This window comes from Sedimentisphaera cyanobacteriorum, from assembly GCF_001997385.1.
GTDB classification, from domain to species: domain Bacteria; phylum Planctomycetota; class Phycisphaerae; order Sedimentisphaerales; family Sedimentisphaeraceae; genus Sedimentisphaera; species Sedimentisphaera cyanobacteriorum.
On record NZ_CP019633.1, the window covers coordinates 1,942,040 to 1,958,317 of the forward strand.

Annotated in this window: 15 protein-coding genes; 7 read left to right on the forward strand and 8 right to left on the reverse strand. The window is 48.1% G+C overall.

Going from position 1 to position 16,278, the window contains the following annotated elements; translation table 11 throughout:
- Positions 1-21: 21 nt before the first annotated feature.
- Complete coding sequence (locus L21SP3_RS07850) at positions 22-495, reverse strand: MarR family winged helix-turn-helix transcriptional regulator (RefSeq protein ID WP_077540336.1); 474 nt, start codon at positions 493-495, stop codon at positions 22-24.
- Positions 496-1,084: 589 nt separating this feature from the next.
- Between L21SP3_RS07850 and L21SP3_RS07855 the strand changes: the two genes are divergently transcribed.
- Positions 1,085-2,980, forward strand: a complete 1,896-nt coding sequence (locus tag L21SP3_RS07855; RefSeq protein WP_077540338.1) for a LamG-like jellyroll fold domain-containing protein — start codon at positions 1,085-1,087, stop codon at positions 2,978-2,980.
- Positions 2,981-3,030: 50 nt separating this feature from the next.
- The gene (locus L21SP3_RS07860; protein WP_077540340.1) at positions 3,031-4,635 is read left to right on the forward strand and encodes an arylsulfatase; all 1,605 of its coding nucleotides are present in this window, start codon (positions 3,031-3,033) and stop codon (positions 4,633-4,635) included.
- Between the two features lie 85 nt (positions 4,636-4,720).
- Here the strand turns inward: L21SP3_RS07860 and L21SP3_RS07865 are convergent, their stop codons facing one another.
- Positions 4,721-6,526, reverse strand: coding sequence for a heparinase II/III domain-containing protein (locus tag L21SP3_RS07865; RefSeq protein WP_077540342.1), 1,806 nt, complete (start codon positions 6,524-6,526; stop codon positions 4,721-4,723).
- 226 nt (positions 6,527-6,752) lie between these two features.
- Here L21SP3_RS07865 and dacB point away from each other — a divergent pair, with 226 nt between their 5' ends.
- Together dacB and L21SP3_RS07875 are read left to right on the forward strand one after the other, a co-directional pair.
- Positions 6,753-8,102 (forward strand): D-alanyl-D-alanine carboxypeptidase/D-alanyl-D-alanine endopeptidase, encoded by a 1,350-nt coding sequence (gene dacB / locus L21SP3_RS07870; RefSeq protein WP_161488148.1) that lies wholly within the window; start codon positions 6,753-6,755, stop codon positions 8,100-8,102.
- Positions 8,103-8,119: 17 nt separating this feature from the next.
- Positions 8,120-8,416 (forward strand): Dabb family protein, encoded by a 297-nt coding sequence (locus tag L21SP3_RS07875; RefSeq protein WP_077540345.1) that lies wholly within the window; start codon positions 8,120-8,122, stop codon positions 8,414-8,416.
- A gap of 82 nt (positions 8,417-8,498) precedes the next feature.
- Here the strand turns inward: L21SP3_RS07875 and L21SP3_RS07880 are convergent, their stop codons facing one another.
- From L21SP3_RS07880 to L21SP3_RS07905, 6 genes are all read right to left on the reverse strand, one after another.
- Positions 8,499-9,947: a hypothetical protein gene (locus L21SP3_RS07880; protein ID WP_077540347.1), complete on the reverse strand. Its 1,449-nt coding sequence runs from the start codon at positions 9,945-9,947 to the stop codon at positions 8,499-8,501.
- A 37-nt stretch (positions 9,948-9,984) separates the two neighbouring features.
- Positions 9,985-10,422 carry a ribose 5-phosphate isomerase B gene (gene rpiB, locus L21SP3_RS07885; RefSeq protein WP_077540349.1) on the reverse strand — a complete coding sequence of 146 codons (438 nt, stop codon included), beginning with the start codon at positions 10,420-10,422 and terminating at the stop codon, positions 9,985-9,987.
- Between the two features lie 82 nt (positions 10,423-10,504).
- Entirely contained in the window at positions 10,505-10,879 is a 375-nt protein-coding gene (locus L21SP3_RS07890; RefSeq protein ID WP_077540351.1) for a hypothetical protein, read from the reverse strand.
- Positions 10,876-11,598 carry a GNAT family N-acetyltransferase gene (locus L21SP3_RS07895; protein WP_077540353.1) on the reverse strand — a complete coding sequence of 241 codons (723 nt, stop codon included), beginning with the start codon at positions 11,596-11,598 and terminating at the stop codon, positions 10,876-10,878. The genes L21SP3_RS07890 and L21SP3_RS07895 overlap by 4 nt, the downstream gene beginning before the upstream one ends.
- Positions 11,588-12,241, reverse strand: coding sequence for an ATP-binding cassette domain-containing protein (locus L21SP3_RS07900; RefSeq protein WP_077540355.1), 654 nt, complete (start codon positions 12,239-12,241; stop codon positions 11,588-11,590). Before L21SP3_RS07900 ends, L21SP3_RS07895 begins: the two co-directional genes overlap by 11 nt.
- Positions 12,238-12,627: a hypothetical protein gene (locus L21SP3_RS07905; RefSeq protein ID WP_077540357.1), complete on the reverse strand. Its 390-nt coding sequence runs from the start codon at positions 12,625-12,627 to the stop codon at positions 12,238-12,240. Before L21SP3_RS07905 ends, L21SP3_RS07900 begins: the two co-directional genes overlap by 4 nt.
- A 359-nt stretch (positions 12,628-12,986) precedes the next feature.
- Here L21SP3_RS07905 and L21SP3_RS07910 point away from each other — a divergent pair, with 359 nt between their 5' ends.
- From L21SP3_RS07910 to L21SP3_RS07920, 3 genes are all read left to right on the forward strand, one after another.
- Complete coding sequence (locus tag L21SP3_RS07910; RefSeq protein ID WP_077540359.1) at positions 12,987-14,357, forward strand: ammonium transporter; 1,371 nt, start codon at positions 12,987-12,989, stop codon at positions 14,355-14,357.
- Positions 14,358-14,381: 24 nt separating this feature from the next.
- Complete coding sequence (locus L21SP3_RS07915; protein ID WP_077541899.1) at positions 14,382-14,723, forward strand: P-II family nitrogen regulator; 342 nt, start codon at positions 14,382-14,384, stop codon at positions 14,721-14,723.
- 143 nt (positions 14,724-14,866) lie between these two features.
- Complete coding sequence (locus L21SP3_RS07920; protein ID WP_077539037.1) at positions 14,867-16,222, forward strand: ISH6 family transposase; 1,356 nt, start codon at positions 14,867-14,869, stop codon at positions 16,220-16,222.
- The last annotated feature ends 56 nt before the right edge of the window (positions 16,223-16,278 follow it).

The following is a 16,278-nucleotide window of genomic DNA, read 5'->3' on the forward strand; positions in this document are numbered from 1 at the left end:
CCTTTCAGTTTAACCATAAAATTATCCGGGAAGCAAATTAGGAGAGGCATCTATATCCTCAGCTTCCATAAGCAGCACCATCCTCTCCATGGAAAGGGCTATTGCTGCCTGTTCAAGCTCGGGGAGCTTCCTAAGCTGCTTTTCAACCGTTTCCTGAAGCAGAGGCGGGGCTTTTTTGATTATTTCTTTTCCTTGGTCAGTGAGCTCTAAGTAAACCTTCCTGCGGTCCTTTTTAGACCTCTGACGCCGAACCAATCCCTTTGCCTCCAGCCTGTCGGCAATTCCGTTTACAGTGCTTGCACCGAGATTGACATCTCTGGAGAGCTCAGACATCGTCTTTTCCGGGCTCCTTGCCAAGGAATAAAGACACAACATCTGAGGGACTGTAACATTAAATTTTGAATTGATCCTGCGGGAATGAATATCAACCGCCCTGATGATTCTTCTAACAGAGCGAAGTATTCTAACTTCGTAATCAGTCTCGCTGATTTCCATAATCACTTCCTAACCAGAAAGGTTTCTGCCAAAACTATTTCTGCACAAATTGTATCACATCTAAGCCCAATGTCAAGGCAAATATATACGGAAAAACAGAGCTAAAACCCAATAAAGCCGAAGCCTCTTTATAGATTTGCAGCGAGCAGGGCTTTTATAGGCGGGTTACGCAAATTTTCTATTTCGTTTTGCCATGAAGCCAGCGAAGGGTTTTGTTCAAAGACTGCACTGTTTGTTCAGATTTTTAAATGCAACTAAAGTCTTGTCATATAATTCTTTATAATAATCTTCGTTCCCTTGTGGTGCTTTGTTGTTCAAAATCAATCATATCGCAGACGCGGCTTTCTGTTGTCCTGAACAGCCATAGCTATAAAGATTCCTTCAATTAGAAGTCTTTTAATTTTGTCCCGTGAGGATTTTCTAAGCAGGAGATAAGATTGGATTATCATAAATTTCGGTGAAAATTGCAAAAATTCAGCAGCATCTCATATTAACAGGTGTCGTAAGGGCAGTAGAATCTGACCGGTTTTTATTAACGGCATTAAATTAAAAAGACTTATTTGCTTACGTTTCATCTGAAGGATTTTATATGAGGCTGAATATTTATTCTGTAATTATTTGTTTTATAGGCTTTTCAGTTCAGGCAGGGCTTCTGAACCACTGGGAGTTTAACGAAGGCAGCGGCTTTACAGTTTCCGGCAGCGGGCGGGCTGAGAGCTCAGGAACTCTGATGCAGGGGAACAAAAAGGGAACACACGGTCCGAGCTGGCATAGTGATTCCGAGCGCGGCAGCGTTCTGGAATTTGACGGAGACGACTGGGTACTTACAGATTCCCGCGGCGTTCAGGGCGGTCGTGAGCGTACTGTAACGGTATGGTTTTATCTGCTCAGCAGCAAACATCGCCACACACTACTTCAGTACGGCGGTACTGGGCGAGGCGGGGAATACTTCCGCCTTCTTGTAGAGGATCAGCGTCTTCGCTTTGAAGTTGCTAACGGGAACGCCCTTGCCCTGAATTCAGGTGATATTTCGCTGAACTGCTGGCATCATGCAGCGCTTGTTGTAGATGATTTCAACGGCGACGGTGAAACCCGCACACCTGAAGTGAAGTTTTATTTTGACGGCCGCCAAAGAGCTCAAACTGCCGGTATAGATCAGCGTATTAATACTCGGATTCAAGGCAAAGACGGGTATGTTCATCTCGGCGGCGCTGCTCAGGCAGGCGGTTCGGCACCGCGTGAGGCGATGGTCGGCTATCTGGGAGAAGTAAAGATATATGATACAGCGCTGTCGGAAGACGAAATAATAGAGGATATGGAGCAGAAAAGTGTTTGGGGGCCAAGGCCTGCAAACCGCCAGAATGTCCCAGTTTCGATAGGTTCTCTCTCGTGGCTGGCGGGGATACATTCAAAGCAGCAGGATGTTTATTTCGGAAACAATTATTATGATGTCTCAAGAGCAAGCCCGAGCGAGCCTCGGGGTGTATATTTGGAATCTGCCCGTCTTACAGGCTCTGGGCAAATCGGACGTTATAAGATAGATTTGCCTGATGAGGAAATAGATTTAATGCCTCTGAGAACGTATTACTGGCGTGTTGACCAGCGTAATTCAGACTTTTCTGACAGCCGGTGGAAGGGCAGGGTATGGAAATTCACGACCCAAAGACTCAAAGCAGAGCCTGACCGTCTGAGAGCTCATGGCCATCTGCCGGAACTAACGCTAAACTGGAAGCCTCCTCGGGACATTACAGAGCCCCTTTATGAGGCTGTGATTGCTGAAGATTCGGATTTTCGAAAAATTGCCGAAAAGGCTGATGGTCTCAGCAAGCCTTTATGGAAGCCTGAAGGCGGGAAGCTTGCAATTGGAAGGCAGTACTATTTCAGAGTGAGGGCATACGATCCGGAAAAGCCTGAATTAGAGGGAGTGAGTGATGTTTTGCCTCTGCTTTATAATTCGCCGAGAAGGGTAGAATATTTTGATCAATACACGGAAAAATCCCAGCTTGAAAGTTTCTGGAAGGATGGAGCGGGCGAACCTTCCAACGGGGCATCGATAAACCTTAGCTTTGAGGCGGACGGGCAGTCTATGAGGCTTGAATATGACACTCAAATCGATTATTCTGAAGCTCAAAGAACATTCGCTAACGCCCAAGACTGGCTAAAATGCGAAGCTGAGGTTCTCGATTTTTATTTCCGCGGCGCGCCCGAGAATTCTCCAGCTTATGTTTATATTGAGCTCGAAGATTCGCAAGGAAACAAAGCGAAAATCACATGCACAGAAAACGAAAAGCAGGTTATAGAGTCAAAATGGTCTCCTTGGACAAGAGTGAGGAAGCCTTTGAGCGAATTTGCTTCGAAAGGAGCGAATCTATCTAATGTGAGCTCTGTTGTTATAGGTCTTGAGGCCGGGTCAGGACAAAGAGGCAGCGGAGCGATTTTTGTTGATTCGATAGGGCTTGATATTAAGCGCAGTTCAAAGGATTAACCTTTGGGTAAGATTTATTACATATAAAATGTTAATATACAGGATGCATTATGAAAAGAAGAGATTTTGTTAAATTAGCCGGCTGCACGTTTGGTGCCGCCTTCGGCTCAGCAGTGAGCGGGCAAACATTTTTTGCCAATAACAGCATGAAGGTAACCAAAGAAGAACGTCCAAACATCATTCTTATTCTTGCAGACGATATGGGGTTTGCAGATTTAGGTTGCTACGGCTCTGAGGTTGAAACCCCAAACCTCGACAAGCTTGCTGCTCGGGGCATTCGCTTTACCCAGTTCTACAACAGCGCCCGCTGCTGCCCAACGCGTGCGTCTCTGCTCACAGGCATACATCCACATCAGGCGGGTATCGGCTGGATGACAGACGACTGGGCTGAGAACAAAAGAGAAACTTTAGACAGCCCTGCCTACACAGACGGGCTCAACAAAGAATGCATCACTATCGCAGAGGGGCTTAAGCGGGGCGGCTATCATACGATAATGTCCGGCAAATGGCACGTAGGCGAAGACCGTGAAAGAGGCCACTGGCCTGTGCAGAGAGGCTTCGACAAATCCTTCGCACTGATTGTCGGGGCGAGCAATTATTTCAGAATCAATCCGAACGTAACCGTTCTGGACGACAAAAAGATCAACGCAAACCACGAAGATTTTTACATAACAGATGAATTCACAAAGTATGCAAATCAGTTTGTGGAGCAGGCCGCTGGTGAGAAAGAGCCGTTCTTTTTGTATCTGGCTTACACTGCCCCTCACTGGCCTCTGCATGCAAGACAGAAAGATATAGATAAATATCGAGGCAAATACAAGGCTGCAGGAGGCTGGCCCGGGATTCGGGCAGAGAGATTCCAGCGAATGAAGAAGATGGGGATTATAGACCCGAGCTGGGATGTATCCGAGCCGGACGCAGGGGTTTTAAACTGGTCTGACGTTGATCAGGACGAGATGGACCTCCGGATGGCTGTTTACGCTGCCCAGATAGATTCTATGGATCAGAATATCGGGAAGCTGGTTGAAAAGCTCGAAGAGCTGGAAATAAGAGACAACACGCTGATAATGTTCCTTGCCGATAACGGGGCATGCGCGGAGGACTACAATAAAAAAGAAGGCCAGATAGGAACGGTCGATTCATCGACAGCCTACTGGCAGTCCTGGGCGAATGTGAGCAATGTCCCGTTCAGAAGATACAAGCACTGGACGCATGAAGGCGGAATATCAACGCCGCTGATTGCTAACTGGCCTGCTGTTATCAAAAAGCACGGAATGATTACCCCCGAGCCCGGCCATATCACAGACATTATGGCAACCTGCCTTGACCTTGCCGGCACTGATTACCCCCAGACCTACAACGGCAACCAGATTACTCCGCTGGAAGGCAAGAGCCTTGCTCCAATATTCAGCAAAGGAACCCGCGATGGACACGAGTATATATGCGTTGAGCATGAAGGGCATCGCTGCTGCCGGAAGGGCAAGTGGAAATTAGTGGCAATAGCAAATCAGCCTTGGGAGCTGTATGATATGGAGGCAGACAGAACCGAAACGAACGATCTGGCATCTCAGCATCCCGATAAGGTGGCAGAGCTGGAGGACGATTACAACGCTTGGGCTCAAAAATGCAATGTACGCCCGCCCTCATACTGGTAGACAGTTCTTGGCAAGCACTGAAAACCGAATTAAAAAAGGCAGAAGTTCGATACTCCTGCCTTTTTGTTTTCCTGTGAAGCTGTTTTCAATTTTTCGTAAATATTGCTTTGAGCTTTACATTCTCGCCGCTTTTGAGCTGGAATTTGAATCCGAGCATCTTTGCCCCCCTGTTTTCCGCATCATACTCCCTCGGCCCTTTTGCTGAATAGATTTCGAGCTTTGGGACGAACGAATCCGAGAGCGCCTTGAATTTCAGCTCTTTCCCCTTGCGTTTTAGCACGGCCGAATTGCCTGAGATTTCAATATCTGCCTTCGTCATAAATGCCCAGCGGACAGTGCAGGCGTTCTCTGCTTTTATAGCGTCTTCTATCACTGCATTTCTGCCTGCAAGCTCAGCTACGCGCGCAGCGGAGGCAAGCTGCCCTTCGTATATCTCGCTGAGATCGGTTTCTGCGGCAAGCCTTCTCTCCGGCGCAGGCTTTACTGGAGCGAAGCCTTTCACGCGCTGAAGCTTTTCGTCCACTACGAGGGTGTTGTGAGAAAAATTGTTGAGGCGAAAGATTGTCCATCTCTGACCACTCTGCGAGCCCTGCCAGAGCTTTATGCCCCTCTTTTCCAAATCGTGGTATCTCTGGGAGCCGAGGTCAGCAACCCATCTAATCCCTTCAGTATCAAGTATGAACGAACCGGCGTCCATGTGGGCGTGGTTGGCTGATGGTGTTCCGCCTTTCAGGCCAATATAGAAATGATTAGAACTCAGGATTGCTATTGGGTTAATCCCCTTGCTGAAATAAGCAGAACTGCCTTTCAGAATATGGTTTTTGAGCATATCTTTTTCTGCCCAGAGCAGGCTGAGAGGGAAAAATCTCCCGTGAGGCGTGCCTGAGAAATCGGCCTTGGGCATATCAGAGATTTCTCTGATTTCGTGTACTGTCCATGAGGGTTTGTTGTATCTGCCGGCAAGCCAGAACGCAGCAGGGCTGAAGTTTCTCCCGCTCCCGCCGTCGGAGTAGTTGAAGTATTTCCCGCTCGGGCCGGTGGCGAAGCTGTAGAATTCGCCCGTTTTGCGGAAACCTTCCATATCCGAGAGCCCGAAGTCTGTGCCGAGGGCGGTTTGAAGGGCATCGAGGAAGATTACATTGTAAGACGTTCCGTATTTCCAGTAGCCCGGGCCTTCGGGATAGGAGCCGTTCGGCTTGTAAACTTCCATCGATGGAGGGATGTTTCGAACCGCTCTTTTAATAACCTTCCCTGCAATCTCCGGCGATCTCTCATAAACTGCAAGAGCTCCGATTGTCAGCCCGCCGTTGCAAACCTGATTCCAGTTCATATCTGCCCTTGCCCACCAGTGTTTGCCTTTCAGCGAGGGCTTGAGACCTTTTTCGATAATCGCATCTGCTATTTTCTTTCGGCTTGCCTCTGGAAGGTCGCTGTAGAGCCAGTCCAGCCCGAGGCCGAGTGCGCAGGTCATCTCGCCTACATCAAGAAAATGCGACGGGTTCCAGCTTTCAAAGCCTGCGGCGTTGAGCATTGCTGCTTCTGCGCTCTCGAGAAAACGCCTTTCGCCTGTAATGCGCCAGCACAGGGCGGGGTACAGCACGCGCTCAATTGTCTCGCGGGATTTACTCAGAAGCCTTCGTCCGATTTTCTTCTCCTCCACAGGCTCTAATCCGAGCATATTTTCTGCTTGCGTGAATGCCGCCTGATAAATCGCTGAAAGCTCTTTACTCTCTTCCTTCAGCTCATTCAAACGCTGATGTCTCTGGTCTGTCCAAATTATCCGCGGGCGGCTTTCTTTGATGTTATCCCCGATAGAGAAATTATCAATCTCTGCTGCATGAGCACAAATTGAAACTGAAAGCAAAGCCAGCGCAAAACGTAATGCCAACATAAGAGTCTCCTTTATGATTTTAGTTTTCAATATAATAATGTATGCCGAAACGTGATTTATGCAAATTATTAGGGATAGTTTCAAAATATTCTTGTTATTGCCCGGTAAAGAACTGTTTTCGAGCCTTTTCGCACTTTTTCATTTGCTGATGTTTGGAAATCTTGCATTGGCGGGCGATTCGGCTAAAATGCCTGCCGTTTTTGAAGATTCTGAAAGGATGCACGAATTGAAGTATGTATTTCAGCTTATGATACTATTGCTTGCGGCGGGTCTGCAGGCTGGTATTGCCGAAAAGGTTCAGGCCGTAGCTGCGAGGGAAAAGCTCGACGGCGTTGATTTAAGCGTAGTAATTATGGATGCTGAGAGCGGGCAGGCGGAATATCAGCTCTCCGAGAAGGTCTCGCTCATCCCCGCCTCCACAATGAAGCTAATCACCACCTCCGCAGCGATCGAGAAGCTCGGCGAGAGCTACAAATACAGCACTCAGGTTTACTGCTCTGACGGCGGAGATTTAATAATCGAAGGCTCCGGAGACCCCGCCCTGGGGCTGGATGAGGATATACCAGCTGATATTTCTGCTGAGATTGAAAGAATGGGCATCAGTGAAATCCGCAATATTGTTGCAGACAGCACGTTCTTCGACGACCAGCTTCAGCACCCCGACTGGCCTGTAATAGAGATCAACCGGAGCTATCAGCCTGAAATAAGCGGGGTCAGCTATAGGCTTAACTGCGCTGAATTCGAAGTTTGGCCTGCCGGCGGGCAGGTTTTATGGGATTCAGAGCCTGAAACAAGCTTTCTGAAGGTTAACAACCAAGCAGACTACACCTCTTCAAGGAGAAATACAGTTTGGATTTCGCGTAAAATAAACAAAAACAGCTTCACAATCCATGGCGACTGCGGCTATCAGGCTCGCCCTGTGGAGGTGCCTGTGCACAGGCCGGCTCTCTTTCTGGCCTGCCTAACTGCTGAAGAGCTTTCTGAGAACGGGGTAAATCTCACCGGAAAACTGCTTGAATCAAATGCAGACACCTCCGGAGCACGCCTCATTAAAAGCTACAAAACCCCTCTGCTTGAAGCTGTGGAGATGGCCAACAGCGACAGCGTGAATCTTGCAGCGGAATGTATTGCGAAAACTATCCCTGCGGAAAACGGATTGCGAAGGAATCAGTGGGAGAATTTTGCAGGTGAGGCGGAAAAATTCATCGCCAGCTGCGGGGCAGAGCTGGATGGCGTTAAAGTTAGAGACGGAAGCGGGCTCAGCCGTGGGAACCGGCTCACAGCAGAAGTTCTCGCTGCGGTTCTCAGGCATCAGTATGAGCAGGAAAATTTCGAGGAATTCAAGAATACCCTTGCAGTCGGCGGGGTGAGCGGTTCAGGCCCGGTAAAAAGATACTTTACCCAGCCTGCCTTCAAAGGTAGAATATTCGCAAAGAGCGGTACTATGACAGGCATAAAAGCGCTTGCAGGATACTGCTTTACTGATTCGGGAACGTACATATTCTCGATAATTACCAATAATGCCAACGGGCATACAAGAAAAGCAATAAACGATATTGTGAAATCTGTTTTTTAGAAGCAGAAGGAATATTTATGCTAGTACACTCAGTATTTTTCTGGCTCAAGGAAGACCTCTCCGAGGCCGAGCTGTATCTTTTCAGGGAAAAGCTCGAAACGCTCAAGCAGATACCTGCCGCTCATTCGGTTTATATCGGCACTCCAGCAAGCACCGACCGGCCGGTGATAGACAGGAGCTACGATTTCGCTCTTACGGTTGTGTTCGAGGACATCGGCAAACACGATAAGTACCAGACAGACCCGCTGCACAAAACATTCCTCAACGAATGCAGCAATATGTTCGAGAAGGTGCTGATTTACGACGCTGATTAGCTTATAAGCAGGCTCTCTGAGTTTGCCTGTATAAGCCGTTTTTTTATCAGCGCCGCAGATTATCAATTTCCATTGAGCGAGTTTAATACTTCGCCACAAACCCTTTGTCTGATTCGAGATTTACGAAGAAGTAGCGAAGGGCATCGATGTAATGGTCGTATATCCCATCTTTTTCCGGAAGTTCATCGCCGGTGCATTTAGCGGGGTAATGATAGCTTTCCATCGCCTCAATAAGGTTTACGCAGGAGCGGTCTATAAAGAGCCTTGGCCTTCCTGCTGCATTTCTAATATGCTGCCTTATCATCTCGAGTCCCGGGGCGATTCGGCTGGCCTTCCACCTGAGATTTATCCCTTGCTTGCGGAATTCGCTTACAACGCTTGTTCCGCTAATCTGAGATGTCTGGGAGCCTGCCGGGTCGCAGAATGTTCCCGCAAGGCTCGCTGTTTTGGGCGTAAGCTTTCGAACATTTTCGCAGTTTACAGCAGCGGTTTTCTGCCTTGCCACATATTCTTTGATCACAAAAACATTCCCCGCGCTGTCCTGCTCTATCCAGAGGCATACAAACGGATTCACGAAGCCGAAATCTATAGAGCGAAAGAGCCTTCTCGCTGCGCTGAAATCCTGCCTGCATACATTCACGCTCCTCTCGAACGAGGGGAAAACGCACCTGCTTGCCGAAGGCTTTCTGCACAGCATCTCCGATTCCCAGCTGCTCCTGCTTGCCCTGTTCATCTGAGATACAGCATCGTCTATGCGGTAGTAGCCTCCGGCATCTTTTGCAATGCCGCGGCAGTCTTCCCAGAGCGGGCAGCTTGAGCAGGTTCTCTCGGTGCATTTTTCGATTACATCCCAGAGATTCCATCTAAATACGGGCATACAGGCTTTTTTTGCCGTGCTTACCGCCTCGGACATTATCCCGTACGGTTCGTGCATTGTGGATGCGGCCTCCATGGCAGACGTTATGCCATTGCCGGATTTTGTTATATACTGAGCAGCCTGATAAACCTCCGGATCGAAAAGTTCGATCTCATCGCAGCGGAGCTTATGTATATGCCTTCCCCGCACGTTCCTTGAAGACTGAGTGAGCACTTCTACACTGCTTGAATTCTCAAGCCTGAGCGAGCTTTTGGTAATCTTTCCGCTGAGCATATCGGGGAATCCCTCTTCCATAAACCGGGCAGCATATTCATACATCCGCCTTGCCTGTTCCTGCGAGCCTGAGAGGATTTTGATGCTGCAGCCCGGGCGAAGCACGGCATCCAGCACAGTTAGCACTGCTCCGCAGAGAGTTTTTCCTCCGCCCCTGTTTGCCCACACCAGACAGTCGCCGTTTGGCCTTCCTTCAAGCTCGGTGGAGTATGCATGCCAGAGATAATCGAAGGGGCTTGCTGCACCCGAGAGGCTTTTATCAGGCAGGGATACCCCGAGAAAAGTTTTTATGTAGCCCTTGAGCTGTTTGCGGTTTTTTGGAGGCTCAGTTCTAAGCGCAGAGAGAACCGAGCTCAAATGGTTTTCGTTTTGAGTTTTCATTTTTCCTTCTCCTCAACATTTTTTCTATTCAGGGCAGCTAACTGCCCAGATTCTCTAACGCTTCGATGCGTTTGATATGCCTTCCGCCTTCAAATTCAGTGCTGAGCCATATATCCACGATTTCATAAGCGGCCTCTATCGAGATCATTCTCTCACCTATAGCGAGCATATTTGCGTTGTTGTGCATACGGGAGAGCCTTGCGGTTCTGTTGTTCCAGCAGAGCGCGCAGCGGATTGCCCTGATCTTGTTGGCGGCTATAGCCTCGCCGTTGCCGCTGCCTCCAAGAACAATGCCTCTATCGCAAATTCCCTCCGAAACGGCTCTTGCTGCAGGGATTATGAAATCCGGATAACTGCAACACTGTTTAGTGTATGTACCGAAGTCTTTAACAGCCCAGCCGTTTTCACTGAGATACTCTTTGATCTTTTCTTTGTACTTAAAACCTGCGTGGTCTGATGCTAATGCTATTTTCATAATTCTAACTCATTTTGATGATAACCATTTTACCGTTCTGAAAAGCGGCGATTATATCGAAAACAAATTTTATTTCACCTTCTTATTCCGCCAAAATTTCAAGCAGTTTTGCCTTTTTCTCCTCGCTCAGGGTTGGGCCAGAAGATTCCTGTCTGCATTGCAGGAGCTCTTTCCTAAGCTGCATAATGTCGATGCAGGCTTTTCTTGCCGTTTCTTCTTTGTCGCAGCATGCAAGGCCGGCAAGCTTCTCCGCCGCAGTTAGGCCTGCCTTCGCAAGAACGACTTGGGTAAGCAGGTTCACGGTTTCAATCTTATTCAGCATCTCTTCACGGCAGTTCTCATTTTTCAGACGCTTGTCGAGGGCCTTTATGCTGAGCTGGTTTTTCTCGAAAGCCTCTTCAAGGCTGATTGCAGGTTCGAAAATCTCGGCAATAAAGGTTTCCATTTTTTTGCTCATTTTTCCGCCTCTCTGATAAGTTTTGGGTTTTTGATAAAAAAGCAGTATTCGGGTTTAAGCTCGAGCTTCTCAACTGCCTTTTCGAGAATCTCTCCTTCAGCCCTTCGGGATAGAGAGCCGTAGCTCTTGAGAAGATTTACTGCTGCTCTTTGAATCTTTTCTTTCTGTGCGTATGAGGCATTCTCGAGAGCTTTCTTTCTTTGGGCTTTTGATGTCCGGGCGAGTGGAATCCTGTTTTGAGTGAGCAGTGCTTTCAAACGCATCTTTTTCTCGCTCTCAGCAGGCCTGCACCTCTTGAAACCCGCAGAGGCAAACAGATTCCCCAGCCTTGCAGATGCGCTCAGCGCCTCAACGCAGCCTGCACTGCAGAATTGTACGGTTTTGATCAGAAATTTTCTTCCGATGCCCAGCCCGCGGTATTCCGGGAGTATTACAATTCTCGAGACAATCCTGAAATGAGCGTTTACCGCTCTCAGCCTTTGGCCGCCGGCCTGCGGGAAGCGTTTTAAGAGTTTACCGAAAACAGCGTTCCTGCCGGCACAGTTTGCAGGCGGGTAGGAGAATGTGATAATTCCGGCCTTCTCGCCTGCAATCCCTCGAAGCAGAAAAGCCTCGCACACCAGCCCGGGACGTGAGGCGCAGTAGTGCCATCTTTCGAAACCGTCATACTCCTCTGCGCCGCAGCGACGGATAACCAGCTCTGGCAGTTCAATAAGCATTTGCCCCTCCTTTCCGTCTCACTTCCGGCCTGCCTGTTCGGCTGAGCGTAATTACCACTTCGGGAATAAGGAATTTTTCAAGCTCTTGACGAGTTGTGCACAGTATAAAGCTCTTTCGGGTTCTCAGGGCTTCAAGACGCAGCTTTGCTGAGAGAAGTTTGGCCTGAGTGCAGTCGAGACTGCTGCAGAATTCATCGCAGATAATCGTTTGCTCATTCCTGCTAAGCGCAACGGCAAGGCGAAAACGGAACTTCTCCCCAACGCTGAGAGCGCTGAAAGGCTTAATCATGCTCCAAGCATTTGCAAGGCCTGTTTCTCTAAGTCTTTTCATGCCGCCGGTAAGCGTGGGGAAGCAGTCTATAATGCTGCATTGCCTGCTGAATTCGAGGCCATCTAAATCCGTAAAGCTCTCCTCCGGCAGCGAGCTTTTGATGCTCGAAAGCAGGGTGGATTTCCCCGCTCCGCTCGGCCCTTTAATCAGCACTATCTCCGCCTCAGAGAAGCTGAAATCAACCTTCAGGCGAAACTTCTCGCTCAAGCGGCTTTCGCTTATCCCGAAGGTTTGCATTATTATCCCGCTTCTCCTGCTGAGTGAGTATCTTCTGGGGATAGACGAATCAATTTGAATCTTTTTTCGTTTCACCGTTCAGCCCCCGCTTTCTTCTTTTTGTAAATTTCAGCGAGCCTGATATGCTTTCTAACTCTGTATTCTGAGCATCTGCGATTTTTGCTTATCTCGCGAATGCTCATCCCGCGAAGGAAATAATCTCTTGCGATCGCCCCGCCCAGCGTGCTGCGGGGGTAGCAGGCGTTGTAGTTTCTGAGCCGTTTGAGCAGTTTTCTGATTCTGCTCGAGATGGTCTGGCGGCATTTTCTGCGAGATTTTGCCAGATTTGTGATGCTTCTGCCCTCAAGGAAGTACTGCTCTATAAGCTTTCGGTCTTTTCGTTTGAGTCCGCGGGCAGCTCTGAGCATATCTTCCACTTTCTCACGCATGGCTTGGCGGTGGTCGTAAAGATTTTCATCCATTTTTCTCTCTCCTCCGAAAAATTAACATTTATTTTTACCTCACCCCGTATGTTATTAAGCAAATGCTTAACTTTAAGAAAAAAGTTAGATATTTGCTTAATATTATTTCTGCATTAACGCAGTTAAAACTGAAATCAGTTACAATATTGTATTTATATGCAAATATTAAAACAAATTTGTAGCATACTTTTTTGGTGAAAATTTTTATTTTATTTAGTAAGTACTTTTATTGCAGGTGTTTGCAGCGTATTTTGCTTTTTTCGTTTTGTTTTGGCACATCAATTGTAACAGCAGGTTTGAAAAGTTAAAAAAGCTCGCTTCCAATTTGTATTTTTGTCCCTTTTTGAAAGGAGAGTTCTATGAAGAACAAAGTTACAACTGCTGCAATTGTTCTGCTGCTTGCAGGTACGTTATCTGCGGCAGAGCCGGCTGCGGACGCCGGCGGCCTCGTCGAACTGAAGGCCGAACTGCAGAACAACCTAAACATTGTATGGACGTGCATCGCAGCGTTTCTGGTATTCTTTATGCAGCCGGGATTTGCGATGGTTGAGGCAGGGTTCACAAGAGCGAAAAATTCAGTGAACATCATAATGAAAAACCTGATGGATTTTTCACTCGGCACCCTCACCTTTTTCTTTCTCGGATTCGGACTTATGTTCGGGGAAACGAACGGTTTTTTCGGCACATCTGATTTTATGATAGCCGGCTCACAAGGCGACCCTGCAAGCTGGGACTGGACGTTCCTGATCTTCCAGACTGTATTCGCAGGCACTGCAGCAACGATTGTATCCGGTGCTATGGCCGGCAGGACTAAGTTCCGCTCTTATATGTTCTACAGCGTCCTGATATGCGGACTTATCTATCCGATCTCAGGGTCTTGGGCGTGGGGCGGCCTTGCCAACGGCAGCGGATGGCTCGAAAACCTCGGCAGCGGCTTCACAGATTTCGCAGGCTCAAGCGTAGTGCATTCTGTAGGCGGATGGCTCGCTCTTGCAGGTGCGATAGTTCTCGGCCCGAGGCTCGGGAAGTACGGCCCTGACGGAAAGCCCAAGGCTATCCCGGGACACAACATCACCCTCGCTGCCTTAGGCGTTTTTATCCTCTGGTTCGGATGGTTCGGGTTTAACCCGGGCTCAACCACCATCGGCGACGGCGAGATTGGCAGGGTTGCAGTAACCACGAACCTCTCAGCCGCTATGGGAGCTATCGCAGCTATGGCGACAGTTTGGATGGTAAACGGCAAGCCCGATGCTTCAATGAGTCTCAACGGGGCTCTGGCGGGGCTGGTAGCAATAACAGCAGGCTGCTACACTGTTACCCCGTTTGGAGCTGTCATAATCGGATTATGTGCAGGCGTGATCGTGGTATTCAGCGTGTACTTATTCGACAGGCTCAAGATCGACGACCCAGTTGGTGCGGTGTCCGTACACGGGGTATGCGGGGCATTCGGCACAATAGCCTGCGGGCTTTTCAATGCTGAGGCAGCCCTCGGACTCGCCGAAACCAGTACCGGCCTTTTCTACGGCGGCGGAGCAGGCAAGCTCGGTGTTCAGCTCGTGGGAACTGCGGCATACTTCATCTGGGCATTCGGAATTGGATTTTTGATGTTCTCTGCAATTAAGTACACTGTAGGGCTGAGAGTGAGCAGGGATGAAGAGCTCAAAGGGCTCGATATTACCGAACACGGAAACGAAGCCTATGCAGGGTTCCAGGTCTTCAGCACTACATAAGCTTTAATAAAAGGAGAAATTATGATGAAACTAATAATTGCATACATACAGCCTCACGCACTTGAAGCGGTGAAGGAAGAGCTTTCCAAGAAGGATATCGCAAAGATGAGCGTTACAAACTCGCTCGGCTGCGGAGCACAAATGGGATATCACGAAAGCTACAGAGGCGTTGAGTTTGATGTGAACCTCTTAAAGAAAGTTCGCCTCGAGATTGCTGTCAACGATGAGTTTGCAGATGCTGCAGTCGAAGCTATCACAAATGCAGCAAGAACAGGCGAGATCGGAGACGGAAAAATTTTCATAATCAACCTCGAGGAATGTATCAGGATAAGAACAGGACAAAAAGGGCCGGAAGCAATTGGGTAAGGCCTTTAACGGGCTCCTCTTCTCTGACGGGGGAGCCCTAAATTTTGATAACGTCCCAAAGTTTGTGGATAAATTGCAAAAGGCTTGAGAAGTGATATAGTGTTATAGATAAGATAATACTTTTATCACAGGAGTCTCAAGCCATGCAGAACATTATATCATTAGAACTGATAAGTGCCACATCAGAAAATGGATTTTCTTTAGATGAATTGGTTTTCAGGACCAAAGAGTTATTTGAAACTGAGGCTATGGCAGGTTTTGTAAGCCTGATTCTTCAGTTGATTGATGAGCGAATATGTATGAACATTGTTCAAGGTAAATCGGATAATACCGGCCAATCATGCTGCTGCAATGAGCGGTTTGAATATCATGACAGGTCTCTTCGCCAGTTCAGGACTTCTGTCGGCACAGTCAAGATTAGCTGGCGTCGCTTAAAGTGCGTTAAATGCGGCAAGACAATAACTCCTTTGAGAGATTTTTTAGGCCTTGCACCCTACCAGTCAAAGACATTGGAGTTGGAAAAGCTGGTTACAGAAATTGTAAGCGAACAAAGTTATCGCCGAAGCAGCACTCATCTTGAATCTATCGGCAGCATACCTGTTCCAAAGAGCACTGCCCATCGCTGGGTTGTACAGACCGACTGCGATCAGATTGATACCGGCACAGATACATTCAGTCTTCTTTTTGCTGACGGCACCGGCTTTAAGCGTCGGCCCGATAAGGACAAACGCATAAGTAATCGCGGTGAGCTCAGAGTTGCCTTAGGAGTCACCAGAAGTAGTTCTGTGGTGCCTTTAGGGGCATTCAGCGGTAAAAGCTGGGACGAGATATCCTCGCTGGTCAAGGGCGAACGTAAGAACAAAGAGCTTGTTGCCGATATGCTTGTAAGCGAGGGCGAAACAGGTCTGGTTAAGAGTCTGGCCAAACTTTGCAATGATAGCCAAAGAAGCCATTGGCACCTGGTTCGGGATCTGAATTATACGATGTGGAAGGATGATGCCGGCAAACTTGAACGTAAGCAAAAGCAGAAAGAATTGAATGCCGTAATTGGTATTGAAATTCCCGAGGAAGATTTTGAAAAGGTCTGTGATGATGACAAGAAAGATTTGCAAGATGCTGTCAATAGTGCCGAAAGTGATCTTCATAAGCTGATAGGCAAACTGCTGGAGAAGGGATATAAAATAGCAGCCGATTACCTGAACCGTTCAGCTAAAAATATGTTCAGCTATGCTCGCCGCTGGCTGGAGACAGGTATTGTAACTCCGCGGGTTTCCAGCATGATAGAACGGATGATGCGAGAGCTTGGTCGACGCCTTAAACGCATCGCATTTGGCTGGAGCGAAGAAGGAGCGGCAAAGATGGCCAGAATTATCATTAAAAGATTTACTTCAGAAAATCAATGGGAAAAATACTGGCACGAAAAACTGAGGTTATTGGACAATGTAATGCTTGCTCTAAAGACTATAAAAGTACAGAACCCACAAACTTTGGGACGTTAATAATTTTTTTGTTAGATTTCTGCTTTCCTGTTAAAACTCGTGATTAAAGGGCTTGG

Coding starts and splice junctions, on each gene's coding strand:
- L21SP3_RS07850 (WP_077540336.1), bottom strand. CDS start 495: ATGGAAATCAGCGAGACTGATTACGAAGTTAGAATACTTCGCTCTGTT.
- L21SP3_RS07855 (WP_077540338.1), top strand. CDS start 1,085: ATGAGGCTGAATATTTATTCTGTAATTATTTGTTTTATAGGCTTTTCA.
- L21SP3_RS07860 (WP_077540340.1), top strand. CDS start 3,031: ATGAAAAGAAGAGATTTTGTTAAATTAGCCGGCTGCACGTTTGGTGCC.
- L21SP3_RS07865 (WP_077540342.1), bottom strand. CDS start 6,526: ATGTTGGCATTACGTTTTGCGCTGGCTTTGCTTTCAGTTTCAATTTGT.
- L21SP3_RS07875 (WP_077540345.1), top strand. CDS start 8,120: ATGCTAGTACACTCAGTATTTTTCTGGCTCAAGGAAGACCTCTCCGAG.
- L21SP3_RS07880 (WP_077540347.1), bottom strand. CDS start 9,947: ATGAAAACTCAAAACGAAAACCATTTGAGCTCGGTTCTCTCTGCGCTT.
- rpiB (WP_077540349.1), bottom strand. CDS start 10,422: ATGAAAATAGCATTAGCATCAGACCACGCAGGTTTTAAGTACAAAGAA.
- L21SP3_RS07890 (WP_077540351.1), bottom strand. CDS start 10,879: ATGAGCAAAAAAATGGAAACCTTTATTGCCGAGATTTTCGAACCTGCA.
- L21SP3_RS07895 (WP_077540353.1), bottom strand. CDS start 11,598: ATGCTTATTGAACTGCCAGAGCTGGTTATCCGTCGCTGCGGCGCAGAG.
- L21SP3_RS07905 (WP_077540357.1), bottom strand. CDS start 12,627: ATGGATGAAAATCTTTACGACCACCGCCAAGCCATGCGTGAGAAAGTG.
- L21SP3_RS07910 (WP_077540359.1), top strand. CDS start 12,987: ATGAAGAACAAAGTTACAACTGCTGCAATTGTTCTGCTGCTTGCAGGT.
- L21SP3_RS07915 (WP_077541899.1), top strand. CDS start 14,382: ATGAAACTAATAATTGCATACATACAGCCTCACGCACTTGAAGCGGTG.
- L21SP3_RS07920 (WP_077539037.1), top strand. CDS start 14,867: ATGCAGAACATTATATCATTAGAACTGATAAGTGCCACATCAGAAAAT.